The 22,303-nt window shown below is 68.4% G+C and carries 18 protein-coding genes; 9 read left to right on the top strand and 9 right to left on the bottom strand.

Annotation, left to right across the window (positions count from 1 at the left end):
* Positions 1-50 precede the first annotated feature (50 nt).
* From ABZ345_RS37965 to ABZ345_RS37950, 4 genes are all read right to left on the bottom strand, one after another.
* Positions 51-476 (bottom strand): DUF1761 domain-containing protein, encoded by a 426-nt coding sequence (locus ABZ345_RS37965; protein WP_359859648.1) that lies wholly within the window; start codon positions 474-476, stop codon positions 51-53.
* A gap of 87 nt (positions 477-563) precedes the next feature.
* The gene (locus ABZ345_RS37960) at positions 564-2,018 is read right to left on the bottom strand and encodes a S8 family serine peptidase (RefSeq protein WP_359859646.1); all 1,455 of its coding nucleotides are present in this window, start codon (positions 2,016-2,018) and stop codon (positions 564-566) included.
* 168 nt (positions 2,019-2,186) lie between these two features.
* Positions 2,187-5,006, bottom strand: coding sequence for an aconitate hydratase (locus tag ABZ345_RS37955; RefSeq protein ID WP_359859644.1), 2,820 nt, complete (start codon positions 5,004-5,006; stop codon positions 2,187-2,189).
* 131 nt (positions 5,007-5,137) lie between these two features.
* Complete coding sequence (locus tag ABZ345_RS37950) at positions 5,138-6,514, bottom strand: aldehyde dehydrogenase family protein (RefSeq protein WP_359859642.1); 1,377 nt, start codon at positions 6,512-6,514, stop codon at positions 5,138-5,140.
* Between the two features lie 178 nt (positions 6,515-6,692).
* Between ABZ345_RS37950 and ABZ345_RS37945 the strand changes: the two genes are divergently transcribed.
* The 4 genes from ABZ345_RS37945 to ABZ345_RS37930 are packed head-to-tail and all read left to right on the top strand — an operon-like array spanning position 6,693 to position 10,628.
* Entirely contained in the window at positions 6,693-7,820 is a 1,128-nt protein-coding gene (locus ABZ345_RS37945; RefSeq protein ID WP_359859640.1) for a sugar ABC transporter substrate-binding protein, read from the top strand.
* Positions 7,821-7,852: 32 nt separating this feature from the next.
* On the top strand, positions 7,853-9,073 hold the full coding sequence (locus ABZ345_RS37940) for a sugar ABC transporter substrate-binding protein (RefSeq protein WP_359859638.1): 1,221 nt from the start codon (positions 7,853-7,855) through the stop codon (positions 9,071-9,073).
* A complete protein-coding gene (locus ABZ345_RS37935; protein WP_359859636.1) occupies positions 9,073-9,882 on the top strand; it encodes a sugar ABC transporter permease in 810 nt (269 codons plus the stop codon). The genes ABZ345_RS37940 and ABZ345_RS37935 overlap by 1 nt, the downstream gene beginning before the upstream one ends.
* Positions 9,879-10,628: a carbohydrate ABC transporter permease gene (locus ABZ345_RS37930; protein WP_359859634.1), complete on the top strand. Its 750-nt coding sequence runs from the start codon at positions 9,879-9,881 to the stop codon at positions 10,626-10,628. The genes ABZ345_RS37935 and ABZ345_RS37930 overlap by 4 nt, the downstream gene beginning before the upstream one ends.
* A 75-nt stretch (positions 10,629-10,703) precedes the next feature.
* On the opposite strand, the gene ABZ345_RS37925 is transcribed toward ABZ345_RS37930, so the two are convergent.
* The gene (locus tag ABZ345_RS37925; protein ID WP_359859632.1) at positions 10,704-11,129 is read right to left on the bottom strand and encodes a hypothetical protein; all 426 of its coding nucleotides are present in this window, start codon (positions 11,127-11,129) and stop codon (positions 10,704-10,706) included.
* A gap of 148 nt (positions 11,130-11,277) precedes the next feature.
* Positions 11,278-12,174 (bottom strand): hypothetical protein, encoded by an 897-nt coding sequence (locus ABZ345_RS37920; RefSeq protein WP_359859630.1) that lies wholly within the window; start codon positions 12,172-12,174, stop codon positions 11,278-11,280.
* A 156-nt stretch (positions 12,175-12,330) separates the two neighbouring features.
* Here ABZ345_RS37920 and ABZ345_RS37915 point away from each other — a divergent pair, with 156 nt between their 5' ends.
* The 3 genes from ABZ345_RS37915 to ABZ345_RS37905 are packed head-to-tail and all read left to right on the top strand — an operon-like array spanning position 12,331 to position 16,561.
* A complete protein-coding gene (locus ABZ345_RS37915; protein WP_359859628.1) occupies positions 12,331-13,149 on the top strand; it encodes an ATP-binding cassette domain-containing protein in 819 nt (272 codons plus the stop codon).
* On the top strand, positions 13,146-13,778 hold the full coding sequence (locus ABZ345_RS37910) for a hypothetical protein (RefSeq protein ID WP_359859626.1): 633 nt from the start codon (positions 13,146-13,148) through the stop codon (positions 13,776-13,778). Before ABZ345_RS37915 ends, ABZ345_RS37910 begins: the two co-directional genes overlap by 4 nt.
* Positions 13,778-16,561, top strand: a complete 2,784-nt coding sequence (locus ABZ345_RS37905; RefSeq protein WP_359859624.1) for a BTAD domain-containing putative transcriptional regulator — start codon at positions 13,778-13,780, stop codon at positions 16,559-16,561. Before ABZ345_RS37910 ends, ABZ345_RS37905 begins: the two co-directional genes overlap by 1 nt.
* Here ABZ345_RS37905 and ABZ345_RS37900 read toward each other — a convergent pair.
* From ABZ345_RS37900 to ABZ345_RS37890, 3 genes are all read right to left on the bottom strand, one after another.
* Positions 16,481-17,782, bottom strand: a complete 1,302-nt coding sequence (locus tag ABZ345_RS37900; RefSeq protein WP_359859622.1) for an FAD-dependent monooxygenase — start codon at positions 17,780-17,782, stop codon at positions 16,481-16,483. The genes ABZ345_RS37905 and ABZ345_RS37900 overlap by 81 nt on opposite strands.
* A gap of 82 nt (positions 17,783-17,864) precedes the next feature.
* Positions 17,865-19,412, bottom strand: coding sequence for a flagellar basal body protein FliL (locus tag ABZ345_RS37895; protein WP_359859620.1), 1,548 nt, complete (start codon positions 19,410-19,412; stop codon positions 17,865-17,867).
* On the bottom strand, positions 19,409-19,861 hold the full coding sequence (locus ABZ345_RS37890) for a hypothetical protein (RefSeq protein ID WP_359859618.1): 453 nt from the start codon (positions 19,859-19,861) through the stop codon (positions 19,409-19,411). The genes ABZ345_RS37895 and ABZ345_RS37890 overlap by 4 nt, the downstream gene beginning before the upstream one ends.
* Positions 19,862-19,878: 17 nt before the next feature.
* Here ABZ345_RS37890 and ABZ345_RS37885 point away from each other — a divergent pair, with 17 nt between their 5' ends.
* Both ABZ345_RS37885 and ABZ345_RS37880 read left to right on the top strand, forming a co-directional pair.
* Positions 19,879-20,688, top strand: a complete 810-nt coding sequence (locus tag ABZ345_RS37885) for a Sir2 family NAD-dependent protein deacetylase (RefSeq protein WP_359859616.1) — start codon at positions 19,879-19,881, stop codon at positions 20,686-20,688.
* Positions 20,689-20,697: 9 nt separating this feature from the next.
* On the top strand, positions 20,698-22,212 hold the full coding sequence (locus ABZ345_RS37880; RefSeq protein ID WP_359859615.1) for an AMP-binding protein: 1,515 nt from the start codon (positions 20,698-20,700) through the stop codon (positions 22,210-22,212).
* Positions 22,213-22,303 lie beyond the last annotated feature (91 nt).

Below are 22,303 nucleotides of genomic sequence, written 5' to 3'. Positions count from 1 at the left end.
CTGCTGTTACCGGTGGTTCGGGGCCGGACATAAAGGCGCCGAATGCATCGCTACCGCCAGAGCGCGAGGATGACGCTGGCCAGCAGCAAGCCGATGAAGTGATAGCCGCCGCTGATCGCCACGGAGGTCATCGCGGCGGGTTTCGTCGAGTCGAACATCCCCGTGACCGCGAGGATCGACGCGGACAGCCCGATGCCGACGACGACGGCGAGCACGATGGCCTCGCCGAGGGTGTCGGTGCCGGTGGCCGCGGCCAGCATGGCGGTGGCGAGCGTGGCGACGAAGCACGTGGCGAGCGGGACGACGTAGATGCCGGCTCCGGCGCCCTCGGGTGCGTTGCCGTCCCAGCCCATGGCTTTCTGCCAGGCTTTGCCGAAGAGGAACTCGGCGTACCAGAGGCCGCCGAGTCCGAAGTAGACGATGGTGGCGACGATGACGGCGAACCAGTTGAGGTCGCCGAGGACGCTGAAGCTCATGATTCCTCCAGCCCGATCAAGGTGCCGGGGAATCGTAGATCCGATGATGAGGGGCCGCTCACCGAAACCGGTGAGCGGCCCGCTCGGTCAGCTCACGGCCTTGAGGGCGTCGATCTCACCCGATCCGTAGAAGCTGTTGTGCCCCGTTCCGCCCTGGCACGTCTGCGGTTCGCCGCTGTTCTGCGGGAAGGCCGCGTAGATCGACGTGTCCGGGCACGACAGCGGGTTGGTCGCCTGCTGGAGCTTGGCGGCCGCGCCCGCACCGCCCCGCTGGCTCAGCAGCAGCGCGGCGACACCGGCCACGTGCGGCGCGGCCATCGAGGTGCCCTGCAGGTAGCAGTACTTCGCGCCGTTCTCGACCACCGGGCGCGCGCACGGCCGGTAGCTCGGGTACGTCGACAGCACGCGGCCGTTCGGGGCGGCCGCGGTCAGTTGCAGGATCGCGTCGCCGCCCGGTGCCGCCACGTCGGCCGTGGAGACGCCGTAGCTGGAGTAGTACGACTTGAACCGCTTGTTGCCCGTCGCCGTCACGCCGATGACGCCAGGGACCTCGACCGGGACCACCGCGCAGGCGTTGGTGATCTCCCGTTCCTGCTCGCTGCCCGGCGGGAAATCGGGGCTGATCACGTCGACCCGCGGGTGCGAGAGGTTGGTGCTGTCGTTGCCCTGCGAGGCCACGACGATCACGCCGCGGGACTGCGCGAACTTGATCGCCCTGCGCTCGGCCTTCCAGATCGCGCGCTGGTCGGCGTTGTTGCGGCAGTTGAAGAGCCACGGATCGGCGAAGTAGCTGTTGTTGGTGACGTTGATGCCGTGCGTGGCGGACCAGATGTACGAGCAGATGACCATTTCCGGGAAGAAGTAGCCGTCGTCGTTGCTCGTCTTCACACCGGCGATGCGCACGTTCGGCGCGACACCGACGATTCCGGTGCCGTTGGCGGCCGCGGCGATGGTGCCGGCGGTGTGGGTGCCGTGGCCGTTCTGGTCGTTGCCCACCTGCAGAGGTGCGGGCGCGCCGCTCGAGCAGTCCGCGCTGCGCGACGCGTCGTAGTTGGGCGCGAGGTCCGGATGCGTGAAGTCGAGGCCCGTGTCCAGGTCGCCCACGACGACCTGCCTGCTGCCGGGCGTGACCTGGTGCGCCTGCGGCACGTTGATCTGCTGCATGTCCCACTGCAGACCGGACAGCGAGTCGCCCCACGTGGCGGCGGCGGTCACGTCGTCCGCGGCATCGGCCTGGTCCGGCGCGAGCTGGACACCGAGACCCGTCGTCGCGGCGACGCCCTCGACGGTGCCGTTCTGCTTCAACGCGGTGGCGAACCCGGTGCTCGACGATCGGGCGATCGCGACGCCGATCTGGCCGTAGTTCGCGACAACGGTGCCGCCCGCGCTCGCGATGGTGTTCGCGGCGTTCGACGACGAGGCGCCCTCGCGGTAGAGGACGACGTAGGTGGACTCCGTCGCGGCACCGGCCTGGATCGCCGGGGCGACAATCAGGGCCGCCCCGAGACCGGCGGCGGCCAGCAGTGCTCGTGGACGATTCAACAAATGTCTCACCGCTTCCCGTAGTAAGGGTGTACACGGGAAAATCGAATCGGCGAGAAGATTGTTACATCACATGCAACGCGCATTCACGTGATTACCGCAGGAGTAGTTCTGTGAATGTGAAAAGGGCCGTCCACACAGGTGAACGGCCCTTCTCAAACGATCTGACTAGCTGCGGACCATCTTGCGCAGCACGTACTGCATGATGCCGCCGTTGCGGTAGTAGTCGGCCTCACCGGGCGTGTCGATGCGGACGACCGCGTCGAACTCGACCTTGGCGCCGTCGGTCTTCGTGGCGACCACGTGGACCGTCGACGGGGTGGTGCCGTTGTTGAGCTCCGTGACGCCGGTGAAGTCGAACGTCTCGGTGCCGTCGAGGCCCAGGGACGCCGCGTTCTCGCCGGCCGGGAACTGCAGCGGCATGACGCCCATGCCGATCAGGTTCGAGCGGTGGATGCGCTCGTAGGACTCGGCGATCACGGCGCGGACGCCGAGCAGCGACGTGCCCTTGGCCGCCCAGTCGCGCGACGAGCCCGAGCCGTACTCCTTGCCCGCGAGGACGACCAGCGGGACACCGGCGGCGGCGTAGGCGACCGAGGCGTCGTAGATGGTGGTCTGCGGGGCGTCGGCTTCCAGGAAGTTGCGGGTGAAGCCGCCCTGGACGTCGTCGAGGAGCAGGTTGCGCAGGCGGATGTTCGCGAACGTGCCGCGGATCATCACCTCGTGGTTGCCGCGGCGGGAGCCGTAGGAGTTGAAGTCCTTGCGCTCCACGCCGTGCTCGGTCAGGTACTTGCCCGCGGGCGAGTCGGCCTTGATCGAACCGGCGGGGGAGATGTGGTCCGTGGTGACCGAGTCACCCAGCAGGGCCAGGACGCGGGCACCCGAGATGTCGGTGACCGGCTTCGGCTCCATCTCCATGCCCTCGAAGTACGGGGGCTTGCGGACGTAGGTGGACTCGGCGTCCCACTCGAAGGTGTTGCCGGTCGGCGTGGGCAGCGACTGCCAGCGCTCGTCACCGGAGAACACGTTCTTGTACCCCTTGGTGAAGCCCTCCGCGGAGATCGAGGTCGAGATGACCTCGGCGATCTCGGCCGGGGTCGGCCAGATCTCCGACAGGTACACCGGCTTGCCCTCGGGGTCGTGCGCGAGCGGCTCGGTGGTGATGTCCTTGTCCATCGAACCGGCCAGCGCGTACGCCACGACCAGCGGCGGCGACGCGAGGTAGTTCATCTTGATGTCCGGGTTGATCCGGCCCTCGAAGTTGCGGTTGCCGGACAGCACCGAGACGACCGCGAGGTCGCCTTCCTGGACACCCGCCGAGATCTCGTCCTGCAGCGGGCCCGAGTTGCCGATGCAGGTGGTGCAGCCGTAGCCGACCAGGTGGAAGCCGAGCTTCTCCAGGTACGGCATGAGGCCCGCGCGCTCGTAGTAGTCCATGACGACCTTCGAGCCCGGCGCCAGGGTCGTCTTGACCCACGGCTTGCGCTCGAGGCCGCGCTCGACGGCCTTCTTCGCGAGCAGGGCCGCGCCGAGCATCACGGACGGGTTCGAGGTGTTGGTGCACGACGTGATCGCGGCGATCGCGACGGCGCCGTGGTCCAGCTCGAACTCGTTGCCGTCGACGGTGACCTTGACCGGGTTCGAGACCCGGCCGGTGGAGCCCTCGGCGGCGGACTGGAAGACGGCGGGCTTGCCGGAACCGTTGTCGCCCTCGTGGATGGCGGCCGGGTCGCTCGCGGGGAACGACTCGTCGACGGCCTCGTCCACACCGGACAGCTCCGGGGAGTCGGTGTGCGCGACGTAGGCGCCCAGAGCCTGGCGGAACGCTTCCTTGGCGCTGGTCAGCTCGATGCGGTCCTGCGGGCGCTTCGGGCCGGCGATGGACGGGACGACCGTCGCCAGGTCCAGCTCCAGCGTCTCGGAGAACACCGGCTCGCGGGACGGGTCGTGCCAGAGGCCCTGCTCCTTGGCGTAGGCCTCGACGAGCGCGATCTGCTCCTCGGAACGGCCGGTCAGGCGCAGGTAGTCGATGGTCTCGCCGTCGATCGGGAAGATGCCGACCGTGGAGCCGAACTCCGGCGACATGTTGCCGATCGTGGCGCGGTTGGCCAGCGGCACGGCGCTGACGCCCTCGCCGTAGAACTCGACGAACTTGCCGACGACGCCCTGCTTGCGCAGCATCTCGGTGATCGTGAGCACGAGGTCAGTGGCGGTGGCGCCCGCGGGCAGCTCACCGGAGAGCTTGAAGCCCACGACGCGCGGGATCAGCATGGAGACCGACTGGCCGAGCATCGCGGCCTCGGCCTCGATGCCGCCGACGCCCCAGCCCAGCACGCCGATGCCGTTGACCATCGTGGTGTGCGAGTCGGTGCCGACCAGGGTGTCCGGGTACGCCTGGCCGTTGCGGACCATGACGACGCGGGCCAGGTGCTCGATGTTGACCTGGTGCACGATGCCGGTGCCGGGCGGGACGACCTTGAACTCGTCGAACGCGGTCTGGCCCCAGCGCAGGAACTGGTAGCGCTCGCGGTTGCGCTCGTACTCGAGGTCGACGTTCAGCTCGAACGCGTCCGGGCGGCCGAAGATGTCGGCGATGACCGAGTGGTCGATCACGAGCTCGGCGGGGGCGAGCGGGTTCACCTTCTCGGCGTCGCCACCCAGCTGGGTGACGGCCTCACGCATGGTGGCGAGGTCGACCACGCACGGCACACCGGTGAAGTCCTGCATCACGACGCGGGCGGGCGTGAACTGGATCTCGGTGTTCGGCTCGGCGGCGGGGTCCCAGTTGGCGAGCGCGCGCACGTGGTCGGCGGTGATGTTCGCGCCGTCCTCGGTCCGCAGCAGGTTCTCCAGCAGGATCTTCAGGCTGAACGGAAGACGCTCTGCGCCCTCCACGGCGCTCAGCCGGAACACCTCGTAGGAGGAGTCGCCGACGTTGAGCGTTCCGCGGGCGCCGAAGCTGTCCTTACTAGTCACGTGCAACTCCATCTGGTGACAGCGCGGTGGTCAGTTCGGGGTACGGGGCAAGTCTTCCTCACAGGGTCGACCACTGCCCCTCGACCCCAAACAGTACGCGCGTCCTGTTAGGCGCTTCAAGTCAGGTTGCCCTAAGTCACGTGTCAGCGCTGCACTCCGATCCACCTGCGGCGGGTGAACTCGTCAAGATCCACGTCATCGGCGTCCGTCGGTCGTGGCCCGGCGTCGTTCACGTGGACGTTCTTGCTGTGCAGCTGCTGCGCGAACGCCAGGCCGCGCATCAGATCGTCGGTGTGCACCGCGTTCACCAGTGCCTGGCACGAGTTGGTCAGCTCCAGTGCCTCGGCCTCGTCGTCCACGGCGGTCACGGGCGCGACCGGGCCGAACACCTCCTCGACGAACAGCGGCATCTCCGGCGTCACGCCGACCACGACCGTCGGTTCGTAGAAGAGCCCGTCGTACTTGCCGCCGACGAGCACCTGAGCGCCCATGTCGACTGAACGTGACACCAGCGAGTGCACACGGTCACGTTGCTCGGCGCTGATCAACGGGCCGAGGGCGACGCCGGGCTGGATGGGGTTGCCGACGACGATTTGGCCTGCCTGGCGGACAAGAGCGGCCACGTAGTCGTCGTGCAGCGTGCGGTCGACGATGTGCCGTGACGAGCTGATGCACGTCTGGCCTTGGAAATCGAACGATGACCACGCACCGCACGTGGCCGCCTTCTGCACGTCGGCGTCGTCGAGCACTACGAACGCGTTGGAGCCACCTAGTTCCAGCGACGTGCGCCGCAAGCCCGCGATCGACGTCATGAGCCGCCCGACGGCGTTCGACCCGGTGAAGTGGATCAGCGCGACGTCCGGGTGCTCGGCCAGCGGCTGGCCCGCCGCGGGGCCGAGTCCGGTCACGACGTTGAACACGCCGGGAGGAACGCCTGCCTCGGCGGCGACCTCGGCGAGCAACTGCCCACCCGCGATCGGCGTCAGCTCGGCCGGCTTCAGCACAACCGCGTTGCCGGCGGCCAACGCGGGAGCCACGGCGCGCATCGCGAGAACCAGGGGGAAGTTCCAGGGCGTGATCACGCCGACGACACCGAGCGGAACGCGTTCGAGCAACGTCAGCTTTCCGTGCTTCGGTGACGGCTGAACGTCCCCTCGCGACAGTGCCCCGAGTGACGCGCAGACTTGCAGACGGTTGATCGCCGCCGCGACCTCACCGCGTGCTTTCGCAATCACACCACCGGTTTCGCGGACGAGCGTCGAGACGAACTCGTCCACACGGGACTCCAGCAGTGCGGCCATGCGGCGCAGCACCGCCGCTCGTTCGGCCGGTAATCGGGCCGCCCAGGCGGGCTGGGCGCAGAGCGCGCTCGCCACGGCCAGGCGAACGTCGTCGACATCGCCGAGCGCATATGTGCCGATCTTTGTGTCAGTTGCTTTCTCGAACACGTCGGCGGTTTCCCCGCGGGCGGGTACCACGAAATCGCCGCCGATGTAATGGCGTCCAGTGGACATGCGCATTGCGACTTCCGATCTTGACAGCCTGTCAAGGCAGGAGTAGGACCTTCTCGACCCAAACGGTAAGCGCTTACCTATGGAATGGAACGTCTGCATGAGCGGAATGCGAGCAGTCCTCCTGATCGTCCTTCTCTTCGTTTCCGCGTGCAGTGGAAGTACATCGTCCAGTGATAGGACGACTTTGACGTGGTGGGACTACTTCGGATACTCGCCCGCGTCGGATCAGGCGGTCAAGACGTTGATCGAGAGGTATGAGAAGGCTCATCCGAACATTCAGATCAAACGGACGTCGATCGGATTCGCGGACTTCCACGCGAAGATCGTGCAGGCGGCGGCCTCCGGGACGTTCCCCGACATCGCCGCCGTCGACTCCCCGGACGTCCCGCTGCTCGCGAGTCAGCGCGCGCTCAGCGACGTCACCGCGAAGTTCGACGCGTGGGGCCTGGGCGGGCAGTTCCTCGAACGGGTCCGCGAGGGCGTGAAGCACGACGGCAAGTACTTCGGTGTCCCGCTGCGCAGCAACACGACCGCGTTGCTCTACAACAAGAAGCTCTTCACCGGCATGCCGCCGGCGACCTGGGCCGAGCTGAGGACTGCGGCCAAGGCGAGCACCAGCGGAGAAACCGCTGGTCTGTGCTTTGCGGCTGCTGCGAACGAGCAGCTCACGTTCAACTTCCTGCCCTTCGTCTGGCAGGCGGGCGGTGACCTCAAAACGGTCGGCGACGCAGCCACCATCGACGCGCTCGGGCTGGTGAACTCGCTGGTCAACGACGACCGGAGCGTGCCGAAGCAGGTGCTGCAGTGGGGTCACTCGGACGCGGAGAAGGCGTTCGAGGAGGGCAAGTGCGCCATGATGATCAACGGTCCGTGGGTCATCCCCGGACTCAAGAAGGCCGGCCTCGACTGGGGTGCCGCCGCGCTGCCGAAGGGATCGGCGGGAGCGGCGTCGCCGCTGGGCGGCGAGGTGTGGGTCGTCGGCGCGAAGACCAAGAACCTCGACGCCTCGTGGGACGTCCTGACCTGGCTCGCCGAGAACAAGGACAACGCCAGGGAGATCGGCGGCGGGCTCGGTTCCGTCCCGAACCGGACCGACACGCTGAACGACGAAGCCTGGCAATGGGATCCGGCCGTTGCCGCGTTCGCCGGGCAAATGTCGACAGCAAGACCCCGCAGCGTGTACGGACCGCAGTATCCGCAGCTCTCCGAAGCCGTCTGGACGATGGCCCAACAGGTGCTGACCGGAGCGAAGAACCCGCAGGACGCCGCCGCTGAAGCCAAAAGCCGAATCCAACCATTGCTGGGGAAGTAGTGCGAAAATCGAGCAAGCATTTGCGGTTCGTCTTGACAGCACTTGCCATGACGCTGATGGCGTCCTGCGCGAGCGGAACGGCGGAAAGTGAGAGCCCCTCGAACAGAACTGTCACGTGGTGGGACTACTTCGGCTACTCGCCGGTGTCCAACCAGGCCGTCGACACCCTGATCGCGCGGTACCAGCAGGAACACCCGCACGTCCAGATCAAGCGGACGGCGATCAAGTTCGGCGAGTTCCACCAGAAGATCGTGGAGGCGGAGAGCGCCGGCACGTTCCCCGACATCGCCGTCGTGGACACCTCCGACGTGCCGTGGCTCGCCAGCCAGAACGCGATCGCGAACCTCACGCCGCAGTTCAAGCGCTGGGACAAGGGGAACCAGTTCCTCGAGCCGGTGCTCGACAGCGTCACGCACCAGGACAACCTCTTCGGCGTCCCGCTGCGCAGCAACACCACCGCGCTGATCTACAACAAGGACCTCCTCGCCCAGGGCAACATCGTGAACCCGCCCACGACCTGGGACGAGATGCGGGCTGCTGCGAAGACGCTCACGAAGGACGGCAGGCACGGGCTGTGCTTCGGCGCGGCGGCCGACGAGACGCTGACGTTCAACTTCCTGCCGCTGCTGTGGCAGGCGGGCGGCGACATCTCGACGATCGCCGAGAAGCCGGGCGTGGACGCGCTCGGCCTGCTCGACACGTTCTTCAACAAGGACCAGAGCGTGCCGAAGGAAGCGCTGAACTGGAGCCACTCGGACGCGCAGACGGCCTTCGAACAGGGCAAGTGCGCGATGATGATCAACGGGCCGTGGGTGCTGCCCTCGGTCGCCAAGGCATCGTTCCAGTGGGGCACCGCGCCGCTGCCGGCCGGGGAGAAGGGCGTGTTCTCGCCGCTGGGCGGGGAGGCCTGGGTGATCGGTAGCCGCAGCCCCAACGCCGACGTGGCGTGGGACGTGCTGCAGTGGCTCGCCGAGTCCCGCAACAGCGCCAAGGAGCTCGGTGGCGGTCTGGGCGCGATCCCGAACCGCAACGACACGCTCAACGACCCCGTCTGGAAGTGGGGACCGGGCGTCGGCGCGTACATCAGCGAGATGCTGACCACGCGCTCGCGCAGCAACTACGGCCCCAAGTACTCCAAGGTGTCCGAGGCCGTGTGGACGATGACGCAGCAGGTCGTGAAGGGCGAGAAGAAACCCCAGCCCGCGGCCAGCGAGGCGGCGGCCAAGATCAGGCCGCTGCTGCCGACCAGTTGATGCGAGCCGGGTATCTGTTCGTCGCACCAGCGGTGCTGTTCCTGCTGGCACTGCTGGTGTATCCGGTCGTGCTGAACGTCGTGATGTCGTTCCAGGACGTCACGGCCTCCACGATGCTGACCGGGTCGGACTGGGTGGGCTTCGAGAACTACCGCGCCGCCTTCGCGGACGAGCTGTTCGTGACGGCGGCGTGGCACTCGGCGGTGTTCGCGGCCGCTTCGGTGACCGTGCAGCTCTTGCTGGGACTTCTGCTGGCGTTGTTCTACGCGCAGGTCTTCCCCGGTGCGCGGGTGTTCCGGTCGTTGTTCATGGTCGCCTACGCGATTCCGGTGGTGGTGTCCGCGGAGCTGTTCCGGTGGCTGTTCTCCGGTCCGGGGTGGCTCGTGGACACCGATCTCGTGCTGCCCGCGCTGGCCGGGATCCAGTGCTGGCTCGGGGTGCCGTTCGTGATGGTGTCGCTGCTGGCCGGGCTCACCGCCGTGCCGCGGGTGCTGCACGAGGCGGCGATGATCGACGGAGCCGGTGCGTGGCAACGGTTCCGGGCGGTCACGTGGCCGTTGCTGCGGCCGACGCTGCTGGCCACGGCGGTGTTGTCGGCGATCTTCACGCTGAAGTCGTTCGACCTGGTGTGGATCGCGACGCAGGGCGGGCCGGCGAACGCGTCCGAGATCCTGCCGACCTTGGCCTACCGGCTGGTGTTCTCCAGTTTCCTGTTCGGCAAGGGCGCGGCGATCCTCAACGTCGTCTTCGCGGCTCTGTTCGTGTTGTCCGTGCTGTACCTGCGCGCGCAACGACGGGAGGTGCTGTGAGGTCCGTCGTCGGGTTCGTGCTGGTCGCGGTATACCTGTTGCCGGTCGGCGTGATGGTCACCTATCCGACGTCGGAGGCCTGGTCGTCGCGGATTCTCGGTGACCCGCAGGTGTTCCGGTACGTGCTGAACAGCGTCGTGGTGGCGTCCGGGACGTGCCTGCTGACCCTGGTGCTGGCCGTTCCCGCGGCCTACGCGCTGGCACGGTTGCCGTTGCGGGGCAAGCCGGTGCTCTTGCTGTTGATGCTCTCGTCACTGATGTTCCCGGCGATCATGCTGGCCACACCGTTGTTCGTGGTGTTCTCGCGGCTGGGGCTCACCGACACCTACGCCGGCCTGATCCTCGCCGACACGACGCTGGCGTTGCCTTACGCGATCGTGCTGCTGCGACCGGCTTTCGCCGCGGTGCCCCGCGAGTTCGGGGAGGCGGCGGTGATCGACGGCTGCGGGGCGTTCGGGGTGTTCTGGCGGGTGATCCTGCCGTTGGTGCTGCCGGGGGTCGCGACCGTCGCGGTGCTCGCGTTCCTGTGGGGCTGGGGCGATCTGGTGTTCGCGCTGACGCTGGCGACCGATGACGAGATGCGGCCCGTGACGACCGGGTTGTGGGGGTTCTTCGGTGCCACGACGTCGGACTGGGGTGGGGCGATGGCGTTCGCCACCGTGGCGATGGTGCCGCCGTTGGTTGTTTTTCTTGTGTCGCAACGGCTTGTGGTGGCCGGGGTGGCCGCGGGTGGCACCAAGGGTTAGCGCGGTCTGCGCCCTGGGGTAGCCCGGCTGGGGCCGGAGGGGAAGCGCCGGGCTACCCGCGGAAGGGCGGCGAGGCTACGCGCCGCCGTGGTCTCTGACGACCCTGCGGGCCGAGGCGAAGAGCATGCCGATGTTCACCGACTTGGGGCACACGACGACGGCGACGACGTCCTCGTGGTGGTTGTTGCGGATGAACAAGTGCGTGAGGTTGGTGCTGTTGACCAGGATCTCCTGGAAGTAGTGCTCGGAGCTCGAGATACCGCGCCGCTCCTTGAAGATGTCCTCGATCATGGTCACCGTGCGGCCCTGGAAGAGGTCCATCGTCGCTCCCGCGAGCAGGTCCAGCACTTCGGACGGGTGATTCTCGGTCGTCTCGAACGAGAGCAGCATGCCGGTGGCCATGTCGACGACGCCTGCGGCCACACAGCCGGGAACCTCCTGGCGCAGGTGTCTGATCATCGCGGCCATCTGGTCGGACATGGCCATCTTCGGCTTCGTCATTTCACACTTCTTTTCAGGCGGGGGTGTGTCAGGCGGCGGAGAGAATGGAGTTGGTGCGTTCGATCGGGGGCTGTGATTCCTGGTGCAGAAGGGTGACGTCGAGTCCTTCGTCGCCGAGCACGACCATCAACACCACTGCGCGGGCTATTCAGAGGTCGGCGGCGGCCAACGCGGAAATGCTCTCGGCGTCGATCCTGTCGGACGTGTCCGCCGGCGCGGCGCGGTTCAAAGCTGTTTCCTCTCTTGTTGTTTGAATAGTTTCGGCAACAGTTGGCGTCTCAACGACCGCGGTAACGGCTCGTCGTCGCCGTCCGCGCCGGCCTGGGGGACCGGCGGCGGGTTCTGGGGGTTGCGGGGCCGCAGCGGCATCACGGGCTCGGCGGCGGGCGTCGTGACGGTGGTGCCGGACACGACCGTCAGCAGGCCCTCGCCGACCATCCGGCAGGCCTCGATCGTCACGGAGTACACGCTGCGGCCGCACATGAAGGCGAGATCGCGGGCGCAGCGCCGTCCGGTGGCGTGGGTGAGGATGTCGGCACGGACCGCTGTGCTCGTGCAGTTCGGCCTCGGGCGTGGGGGCGACGCGTTCGCGGTGCGGGGAGAGCGGGCACGGCAGCGCGGTGAGCGAGGTCAGCCGGCGCGAGGTCTCCTGCAGCAGGCGGACGGGTTCGAGGCCGGTGCTCATCGGGACCGCCACGTCGAGCGTGTCGGCCGTCAGCACGCAGTTCTCGATCTCGCCGGCGACCGCGGAGAACACGGCGTCCTGCGCCGCCATCATCGCGACGACGTGCAACGCGGTCGTGCCGGCGTTGTCGCTGACGGGCAGCGCCGATTCGCTGATTCGTCCCGAACGCAACAACAACGTGTCCGGTCCGGGCGCGCCGGCGCTCTCGGCGGAGATGATCCAGCCGTTTCTCAGGTGAATTCTTCCGCCGGGATTTCCCACGACGTGCAACGTTCCTGTCGCGCGCGCGGCCTCACGTCCGGTCAATGCGCCCGCGAGCAGATCGAAGGAGAATTGCGTGTCGCTTTCCAGGGTTGTCACCCGCATTCGTAGAACTGGGCCTCACTCGTTCAGATCGTTCATTCTTGGTGCACAGGTGACGGTTTGTCGCCACACTTCACTCGATCGAGTGAAAAGTAAAGCAGGTATATCTATTGCGGATACATCTGGTTCGACACAAAGTGTTATCCGACGAACATGAGAATGATTCCGAAGGTGGGTGGCGCTTCGAGTCGGTGGTCCTGCCTCGACGCCGGGTTCGCCCACTTCACCTCGTGCGACGGCGAGCGTGGTTATCTTGGCGTGGTGCTCCTCGATCAGGTCTCCAAGCGGTACGGGCGCGGGCCTTGGGTGCTGCGCGACCTCACCCTGGAAGTCGCCGGCACGGTGGTGCTGACCGGCGCGAACGGCACCGGCAAGTCGACGCTGCTCAAGATCGCCGCCGGGGTGCTGAAGCCGTCCTCCGGGCGCGTGGTGCGGCCCGCCTCCGTCGGTTACGTACCGGAGCGGTTCCCTTCGGACGTCAAGATGTCCGCCTCGTCGTACCTGGCCCACATGGGACGGATTCGGCGGGCCGCGGCCAACGACGTGCTGGAGCGGCTGGGGTTCGTCGGGTCACTGACAGCGCCGATGTCCGAGCTGTCGAAGGGCAACGCGCAGAAGGTCGCGCTCGCGCAGGCGTTTCTGGCCACCGATCTGCTGGTGCTCGACGAGCCGTGGACCGGGCTCGACCCCGCGGCCTCGGCCGAGCTGGTGTCGTTGCTGGAGGGACGCACGGCGCTGGTGGCCGACCACGACGGGCACCTCGCGTCGGCCACTCGGGTGGATCTCGAAGGCGGGCACGTGACGATCGAGCTCAGCCGTGTCGTGGGGCTCGACACGCTGGAAGCGTTGGAGGGAGTGCGGTCGGTGCTGTCGCGGGGGTCGTCGGCTCAGGTGGTGGTGGCGCCGGGCCGGAGCGATCACGTGCTGGCCGAGGCGTTGCGGCTCGGATGTTCGGTGCGGAGCGTGCGGTGATCTCCCTGGTGCGGTACCTCGCGGCTGATGTGCTGCGGGGGCAACGGTTCCTCGCGCCGATGCTGGTGTTTCTCGGCGTGATGGGGATGTTGTTCGCGTACGACCCCGGTCCGCAGCTGTCGGCCTACTCCGGGTCGGCGGCGTTGATCTACCCGATCTGCGCGTGGCTGGCCGTCGTGGTGGCGACGTCCGAGGACGTCGTGCGGCGGGAGATCACCGTGGTGTCGGCGGGAGGATGGGCTCGCGTGCTGACGGCGGTGGCCGCGACGACCGTGCTGTTCGGGCTGGTCGTCGCGGTGGTGGCGACGGTGTGGGCGGTGGTCGCGAGCCCACGCCCCTACACGTTCGGTGAGTTCCTGGCCGGGCTTGGCGCGCACGGTGTCTGCGCGCTGCTCGGCGTCGGGGTCGGTCTGCTGTTCGCGCGGCCGGTGTTCGACGCCATCGGGCGGACCGTGCTGGCCGTGTTCGCCGTGGTGGTGTTCACCTATCCGCTGGGACGCTGGACGCCACTCGGGTGGGTGCTGGACGCGTTGGGGCACAACCAGATCACGCCGTCGATCCTGTGGGCCGGGGTGATCGGGGGCGCGCTCGTGGCGGCCGCCGTTGTGGCAGGGGTGCGGCGGGCTTGATGCGGGTCAACGTTCTCGGGCCGCTGCAGGTCCTCGTCGACGGCGTACCGGTGGAGGTGCGGGGCAGGCGGCTGCGGTGGTTGCTGCTGCGGCTCGCGATGGAGCCCGGCCGGGTGGTTCCCGCCGACCGTCTGATCGCGGACCTGTGGGCCGGCGAACTGCCTGCCGACGGGCCGGCGGCGTTGCAGTCGCTGGTGTCGCGGTTGCGGCGGACGGTGGGCGCGGCGGCGGTCTCGTCGCACGCGCTGGGGTATCGGCTGGAGGCGTCGACCGACGTCGAGGAGTTCGAGCGGACCCGGTCCGCGGCGTTGTGGCGCGGGGCCGCCTTCGAGGAGGCGCCGTTCGCGGTGGACGAGGCTGTTCGGCTGGCGTTGTTGCGCGACGACCTGGCCGGGTTGGAGGCGTTGGCGGCCGCGCATCCGTTGCGAGAGGACGTGCAGGCCCGGTTGATGCTCGCGTTGCACGCGGCTGGGCGGCGGTCGGACGCGCTGGAGGTGTTCGCGCGGGTTCGGGCTGTTTTGGCCGACGAGCTCGGGGTGGATCCCGGGGAGGCGTTGGCCGCGGCGCATGGTCTGGTGTTGCGCGAACGGTCGGTGCGCGGGAACCTGCCGGCTGCCGTCGGATCGTTCGTCGGGCGGGACGTGGACCTGGCGCGGCTGGCGTCGTTGTTGCGCGACAACCGGTTGGTGACGTTGACCGGGTTCGGCGGGGTGGGCAAGACGCGGCTGGCGCTGACTTACGCGGCTTCGGTCTCGTCGGCGTGGTTCGTCGAGCTGGACTCCGCCGCCGAGCCGCTGGCCGCCCTGGACGCGGCGCTGGGGCCGAACCCGCTGGCCACGCCGGTGTTCTCGCGGCTCGGGTCGTCGCTGGTGGTGCTGGACAACTGCGAGCACGTGGTGTCGGCGGCGGCCGGGCTTTGTGTTCAGCTGCTGGCCTCGGCGCCGGAGGTGCGGGTGCTGGCGACGTCTCGGGAGCCGCTCGGGATTCCGGGTGAGGTCGTGCATCCGGTGTCGCCGCTGGATCTCGACCACGCGGTGCGGTTGTTCTCGGCACGGGTCGGGGTCGCGCTGGATCTCGACGTGCGGCGGCTTTGTGCGGCGCTGGACGGGATTCCGCTCGCGCTGGAACTGGCGGCGGCGCGGGCTCGGTCGTTGTCCGCCGCGCAGCTCGAGGCTCGGGTGGACAGCCGGTTGCGGTTGCTGGACCGGGGGTCTCGGACGGGGCCCGCGCGGCATCGGACGTTGCGGGCGGTGATCGACTGGAGCTGGGAGCTGCTGGACTCGGCCGAGCGGTTGTTGCTGGCGCGGCTGGGGGTTTTCGTCGGCGGGGCCACGGCCGCGGCGGTGCACGCGGTGTGCGGGGCAGGCTTGCACAGGGGTACCCCCTCGCTGGGATCCCCTACAACTCAACCTACTCAGGACCCCCGACAAGATCAGGATCTCTGGGACACCGAGGACCTGCTGGCGGCGCTGGTCGAGAAGTCGCTGGTCGTCAGGGCGGGCGAGCGGTACCGGCTGCTGGAGACGGTGCGGGAGTACGCGCTCGAGCAAGGTGAGATCGACGCCGCCAAGCACGCCGCCTACTACGTGGCGCTGGCCGAGCAGAACGAGCCGTTGCTGAGGGGACCGCGTCAGCTCGAAGCCCTCAAGGTGTTCGACGCGGAACGAGGCAACCTCGACGCCGCGCAGACGTGGGCCGTGCGGCACGACTCGGAGATCGCCCGGCGGATGATGGCCGCCCGCACCTGGCATCTGCTGGTGATGACCAAGCGGTTCGACGAGATCCGGCGGTGGGCGCCGCTCACGCCGGACGACCCGCTGTCGGAGGTGCTGGTGTCGCTCGGCACGCCCAAGGCCCTCGCCGCGGCCGAGAAGCTGTGGCAGGCGGACCTGCCGACGGCGCTGTGCGCGTTGATGCTGACCAGCGGCCAGGTGTGGGGTGTGGCGGAGCTCGGGGACCGGCTCACCGAGCTGGCCGATCGGCTGGAGCAGTCGCCCGACCCGTGGATGCGGGCGTTCTCGGCGCTCATCCTGGGCGTGGTGGCGGGCGAGTTCCGCGACGGCTCGGCACCGGAGGCGGAGGCGGCGTATCGGCAGGCGCTCGACAGGTTCCGGGAGGTCGGTGACCGGTGGGCCGTGGTGTTCGGGCTGTCCTGCCTGGTCATGGTGCTGATCAACCGCGGGGCGTTCGCCGAGGGCCTCAAGGCCGTGTCCGAGGCGCGCCGGGTCGCCGAAGAGCTCGGGGATCCGGAGAACGTGCTGGTGCCGATGTCGGTGCTGGTGCAGACGGCGCGCATCAAGATCCGGATCGGAGACCTCGACGGGGCGCGCGAGGACCTGGGGCGGGTGCCCGCGTCGCCGCTCGACCTCGACCAGGCGCGGGTCGCGCAGGTGCACGGCGAGCTGGCGTACTTCGCCGGTGACTTCGAGGACGCCGTGCGGCTCTACCGGCAGGCGCTCGACACCGCGGAGGACTCGCCCGCCAGCCAGTTCCGCGCGACCGTCCACGCCGGACTCGGGCTGTCGCTCACGAGGCTCGGGCACATCGACCAGGCGGGCGAGGAGCACAGAAAGGCGCTCGCCGTCGTCAAGAAGAGCGCGGACGGGCCGGCACGCGCGAGGGTGCTGGAGTGGTACGCGGACTGGCTGCTCGCCCAGGGCGACCCCCGCGGTGCGGGAGAGGCCCTGGACGAGGCGGAGAGACTACGCGGCGGCCCCAGCAGCGACCCGTCGGTGGTGCAGCTGCGTGACCGGGTTCGCGCCGAAGTAGGCGTCGATCGCTGACCGGCCGATGGCGGCGATGTACCCGTCCGGGCGGACGAGCACCGGGCCGTCGGGCAGGTCGAGCGTCACGAAATCCGGGCCCCGCAAGAGGTCGAAGATCCGGCCCTGAGCGATCACGCCGTCGGGCATGCGGTCGCCGGGCTGCAGGCCGGGGCCGTCGGAGGTCCGGTACGACAGCGAGAGCTGCAGGGTCTGGTCGTCGCGCTTGGCGAACACCGCGCCGGACGTCATGATCTCGGTCGTCAGGCCCAGCAGCCACTCGGCGACGGGCTTGCGCTCGGACTCGTAGGTGTCGAGCAGCGTCTCCATCGCGAGCTTCCAGCCCAGGTTGTACGCGTCCTGGATGCCCGTGTTCATGCCCTGGGCGCCGGCGGGGGAGTGCACGTGCGCCGCGTCACCCGCCAGGAACACGCGGTCGACGCGGAACCGGTCCACCATGCGGATGTTGGTGCGGTACAACGACATCCACGTCGCGTCCTGCAGCACGACGTCGTCCAGGCCGGTGCGCTCGCGGACGATCTGCCGGTAGAGCTCGAGGGACGGCTCGCCGTCTCCCGTCGCCTGGAACTGGTAGAGATCCGTGCCGGGCAACGGGCACAGACCCAGCCATTGGCCGTCGTCGGTGGACCAGCCGTGCCAGAACTCGCGGTCCAGGCCGGAGACGCGGACGTCGCCGATGAGCATCCGGTGGTCCTCCCACGTCTCGCCGACGAACTGCACGCCGAGACGCTTGCGCACGAACGACTTCCCGCCGTCGCATCCCACGAGATAGGCGGCCCGGACGGTCTCATCACCGATGACCGCGGTGACGCCGTCGAAGTCCTGCGTGAACGACGTGAGCGGCATCCCGTACTCGACCGGCTGCGGCAGTGCGTCGCGGAGGATCTGCTCGACCCGGAACTGCGGGATCAACATGGTGCTGCCGTACGGCCGCTCGACGGTGTTCTCGCGCCCCTCCTGCATGTCCCACTCGCGCACCACTTCGCGGCCCTTGTAATGGCGGTGTCGCATGTGGAACCGGCCGGACGCGAGCACCGGCTCGATCACGCCGAGGTCGTGGAAGACCTCCATCGACCGCGGCTGCAGGCCCTTGCCGCGCGAGCCGGCGAACGGGGCGGGCGCGGCGTCGACGATGCGGAACGGGACGCCGCGGCGGGAGAGGTCGAGGGCCAGGGTGAGGCCGGTCGCGCCGGCACCGATGATCAGAACCTGTGTGTCCATGAGCGAAGATTCCGCCCGCGAACTGCCAGGGCCCTGTCACCGCGCTGTTACGCCGTGACAGGGCCCTGTGACCTGCGGAAACCTACTTCTTGAGCAGCTCGATCAGCGCGTCGACGTCCTTGGGCTCGAAGCCGCGGAACACCGTCAGCGCCAGCTCGTAGTACGAGCGGACCGGGCTCACGTACCACTTGCCGTCGACCTTGGTCGCGACCACGCCGACACCGGTCTTCATGACCGACGCGGCGACCCGGCCGATGATCTCGACCGCCGCGGCCGGGATCTTGCCGCCGCCCTGCTGGTTCATGAGCTGCGTGATCTCGTCCGCGCACAGCTTCTGCGCGCCCTGGCCGGGAACCGTGGCCGAGTAGCAGTCGCCGTCACGCGCGATCGAGACGGTCTCGCCCTCGACGGTCACCGACAGCTTCTTGATGGTGACCTGCTTGCCGCCGGTCACGTCCTTGACGTCGGTCTCCAGCTCGTTCAGCTTGGCGCCGGTCGGACCCATCTTGCCCGCCTGTTCCAGCAGCAGCGGGCCGAGGTCCTGCAGCACACCGGCCTCGTCGGGCGGCAGCAGCGAGATGACCTGCTTCAGGTCACCGTCCATCGCGGCGGTGACGAGCTGCTTGGCCGCGTCCTGCGCCGAACCCGCGCCCTGCGGCGCGAAGCCCTGCTGCGGCCACTTGAGCTTCTCCTCCTCCAGACCGACGTTGGCGATCGTGTAGAAGGCGCTCGGGTACCACTTGTCGCCGACCTTGATCGTCGCGATGCCGATCGGGGTGCCGCGCTTCTGGACCTCGGCGGTGATGTCCCAGGTCTTCGTCTCGGACTTGGTCAGGCTGACCTTGTCGCCGATCGCGTCCATCAGCTTGTCGGTCAGCGGGACCTTCGAGATGTCCGAGGTGACCGTGATCTTGCCCTCGACCAGCTTGTTGATGGTGAGGTGGTCGTTGATCTTCTCGGCCTTGGCCTCGTCGAACTTGATGTTCTCGCTCTTGAACTCGATGCCGGAGAGCTTGTTCGGGTCGGCCTCGGGCTTGAGGATCTGGAGACGCTTCATCTCCTTCGTCATCGAGTCCATGTAGTCCTTCGACAACGCGGCCTCGGCGGGCGCCAGCGACGCCGCGATGCCGACGACGTCACCGCTGCCGAGCTGCTCGATGAGGTTCTTCGCCGCGACCGCCGGGGTGTCCTGGCCCGCGTTCGCCGACGGGTCGGACTTCTTCAGCGCGAAGAACGTGACAGCGCCGCCCACGAGCAGCAGCACGACGACGACGGCCGTGATGACCAGGCCGGTGCGCTTCTTCTTCGGCGGCTCGCCACCCATCGGGGCGTAGCCGTACGGCTGCTGGTCGAAGCCCTGCTGCGGAAAACCCTGCGGTCCGGTCTGGGGATAGCCCTGCTGCGGGTGGGGCTGCTGGGGGAAGCCCTGCGGCCCGGTCTGCGGGGGACCCTGCTGGTAGCCGCCCTGCTGGGGGTACCCACCCTGCTGCGGCTGCTGCGGGTGACCACCCTGCTGCGGGTACCCACCTTGCTGCGGCTGCTGGGGGTAGCCACCTTGCTGCGGGTAGCCGCCCTGCTGCGGATTGTTCTGCGGCTGCCACTGGCCTCCGCCACCACCTGGGTAGCTCACGGATTCCCTCCCGAAGTAATCACTGCGCTGCGCCTGTTGGAGGTGAGCACCGTGATCGCCCCCACGATCGTCAGTACGGCACCAGCGAGGGTGACGGCCGGTCCGGCGATGCTGATTCCGACCAATGCACCCTTGCTATCCCCTTGGACTGTGGCCAGTAGGGCCACGGTTCCACTGATCGTGCCAAAGAGCAGACCAATACATGCGGCGATTCGGCGAAAACGGACCACGTAAAGGACTGCGGCGATCATGGCGAGGGGCGTGAGACCCACCCAGACCGACGTGACGACGCTGCCCGCCACCCCGTCCAACCCGGCCAGATCACGCAGCGAAAGCACCTCGTAACTGTCCCTCGTGGTCATTCCGGACTTCAGCCACGGCAAGAAAGTCCCGGCTATCGAAGTGATCAGGCCCACTGCCGCGATGGCGGCTCCCACTGCGCTGCGCACCGGACTAGTGTGAACCGATGGGCTCCCAGGCGTGCGCGGAGGCACGGTCACTGGTCGCGTCCGCGCACCGGATCACGGTGCTGACGGGCGCCGGAGTCTCCACCGACTCGGGCATCCCGGACTTCCGCGGCCCGGACGGCCTGTGGACGCGGGACGCCGACGCCGGGCGCGCGGCCTCGTTGGACGCCTATCTCTCCGACCCCGAACTGCGCCGGCTCGCCTGGCGGACGCGGCTCGGCAGTCCGGTGTGGACGGCCAGGCCCAACCCCGCGCACAAGGCACTGGTGGAGCTGGAACGGTCGGGGCGGCTGCGCACCGTCGTCACGCAGAACATCGACGGCCTGCACCAGAAAGCGGGCTCCGATCCGCATCGCGTGCTGGAGCTGCACGGCACGTTGCACGCCACCGTGTGCCTCGGATGTGGTGCCACGGGCCCGATGCGGGACGCGTTGAAGCGTGTCGCCGAGGGTGAGGCGGAGCCGGGTTGCCTGCGGTGCGGGGGAATCCTCAAGTCCGCCACGATCTCGTTCGGGCAGGAGCTCGACGGCGAGGTGCTGCGCCGCGCGAGGCTGGCCGTGCTGGACTGCGACGTGCTGCTGGTAGCCGGAACGTCGCTGTCGGTGCAGCCCGCGTCGGGGCTCGTGCCACTGGCGGCCCGCGCCGGCGCCCAGGTGATCATCTGCAACGCCGAACCGACGCCGTACGACTCTCTCGCGGCCGTTGTCCTGCACGAACCCGTCGGCGAGGTGCTTCCCGACCTCAGCTCCGTTCCTCCATCCGGGGGAGGCCGATTCTCGTCCTGGGGAGATCCGAGCACCTGGTCGTAGGGTCGTTCCATGCGCGTACCGCTGATCACCACGGACTTCCTGGACCGGGCGTCGTTCGCGTTCGGCGCGACGACCGCGACCATCGACGAGCCCGACCAGCCGGCCAAACCGGTCGAGACGACGACGTATGCCCAGATGGCGACCCGTGTGCGCGCGTGGCAGGCCGGGTTCGACGCACTGGGCGTGGGTGAGGGTGAGCGGATCGCCGTCGTCAGCCACAACTCGGCGCGGCTGCTGGAGCTGCTGCACGCGGTGCCCGGCAGCGGGCGGATCTGCGTGCCGGTGAACTTCCGCCTGCGACCCGACGAGGTGAAGTACATCGTCGAGCACAGCGGTGCCTCGGCGTTGTTCGTCGACCCGGAGCTCGAGCTCGACGACGTAGTGGCGCGGCACCGGTTCACGTTCGGCGAGGAGTCGGAGTCGCTGCTTCGGTTCGATGTGGAGCCACGGCCGTGGAGCTCACCGTCGGAGGATGCGACCGCGACGATCAACTACACGTCCGGCACCACCGCGCGTCCCAAGGGCGTGCAACTCACGCACCGCAACATCTGGCTGAACGCGGTCACGTTCGCCATGCACACACGGGCGTGGGAAGGCGACGTGTACATGCACGTGCTGCCGATGTTCCACTGCAACGGCTGGGGCATGCCGTTCGGTCTCGCGGGGCTCGGTGTGCCGCAGGTGGTGCTGCGCAAGGTCGACGGCGCCGAGATCCTGCGTCGTGTGCGCGACCACGGCGTCACGCTGATGTGCGGCGCACCGGCCGTGTGGAACGCCGTGCTGGACGCTGCCGCATCGTGGGACGGCGAGATCCCCGGCCGTGACCGCGTACGGATCGTGTGCGCCGGTGCGCCGCCGCCCTCGCGCACGATCCAGCGCGTGACCGAGGAGCTCGGGTGGGAGTTCCTACAGATCTACGGCCTGACCGAGACGGCGCCGCTGCTCACGTTCAACCGCGCGCAGCCCGGCCCGCAGGGCGAGGAGAAGGCGAAGAAGCAGTCACGGGCGGGCGCACCGGCGTTGGGCGCGAAGCTGCGGATCTCCGAGAACGGCGAGGTGCTCGCGCGCTCGAACGTGGTCATGGAGGGCTACTGGGAGAACCCGGAGTCCACCGCGGACGCGATCGAGGACGGCTGGTTCCGCACCGGTGACGGCGGCTTCTTCGACGACGACGGCTATCTGACGATCTCGGATCGCAAGAAGGACGTGATCATCACCGGCGGCGAGAACGTGTCGTCGATCGAGGTGGAGGACTGCCTGTTCTCGCACCCGGCCGTCGCCGAGGTCGCGGTGATCGGTGTGCCGCACGAGAAGTGGGGTGAAACGATCAAGGCGTTGGTCGTGCGCTCCGCGGAGGTGTCCGAGGCCGAGCTGATCAAACACTGCAAGGAGCGGCTCGCCGGGTACAAGGCGCCGACGTCCGTGGAGTTCCGCGACTCGATCCCGCGCACGGCGACCGGCAAGATCCAGAAGTTCAAACTCCGCGAGCCGTACTGGGCAGGGCGCGACCGCGGCGTGAACTAAGAACTCCTAACAGAATGATCTTGGAATACTGTTGATCAACCGCGTGTTGACCTTGGTGTGAGGAAGGGCGAGCAGCTCCCCTGGATCGTGT

This window comes from Lentzea sp. NPDC005914, assembly GCF_040629405.1.
Classification (GTDB): domain Bacteria; phylum Actinomycetota; class Actinomycetes; order Mycobacteriales; family Pseudonocardiaceae; genus Lentzea.
This window is presented reverse-complemented; position numbering and strand designations above follow the sequence as displayed.

What these genes read in the sequence shown, in the direction of transcription:
- ABZ345_RS37935 (WP_359859636.1), top strand. Translation starts at nt 9,073, where the DNA reads ATGCGAGCCGGGTATCTGTTCGTCGCACCAGCGGTGCTGTTCCTGCTG.
- ABZ345_RS37955 (WP_359859644.1), bottom strand. Translation starts at nt 5,006, where the DNA reads ATGGAGTTGCACGTGACTAGTAAGGACAGCTTCGGCGCCCGCGGAACG.
- ABZ345_RS37905 (WP_359859624.1), top strand. Translation starts at nt 13,778, where the DNA reads ATGCGGGTCAACGTTCTCGGGCCGCTGCAGGTCCTCGTCGACGGCGTA.
- ABZ345_RS37880 (WP_359859615.1), top strand. Translation starts at nt 20,698, where the DNA reads ATGCGCGTACCGCTGATCACCACGGACTTCCTGGACCGGGCGTCGTTC.
- ABZ345_RS37950 (WP_359859642.1), bottom strand. Translation starts at nt 6,514, where the DNA reads ATGCGCATGTCCACTGGACGCCATTACATCGGCGGCGATTTCGTGGTA.
- ABZ345_RS37915 (WP_359859628.1), top strand. Translation starts at nt 12,331, where the DNA reads ATGAGAATGATTCCGAAGGTGGGTGGCGCTTCGAGTCGGTGGTCCTGC.
- ABZ345_RS37925 (WP_359859632.1), bottom strand. Translation starts at nt 11,129, where the DNA reads ATGACGAAGCCGAAGATGGCCATGTCCGACCAGATGGCCGCGATGATC.
- ABZ345_RS37885 (WP_359859616.1), top strand. Translation starts at nt 19,879, where the DNA reads ATGGGCTCCCAGGCGTGCGCGGAGGCACGGTCACTGGTCGCGTCCGCG.
- ABZ345_RS37965 (WP_359859648.1), bottom strand. Translation starts at nt 476, where the DNA reads ATGAGCTTCAGCGTCCTCGGCGACCTCAACTGGTTCGCCGTCATCGTC.
- ABZ345_RS37900 (WP_359859622.1), bottom strand. Translation starts at nt 17,782, where the DNA reads ATGGACACACAGGTTCTGATCATCGGTGCCGGCGCGACCGGCCTCACC.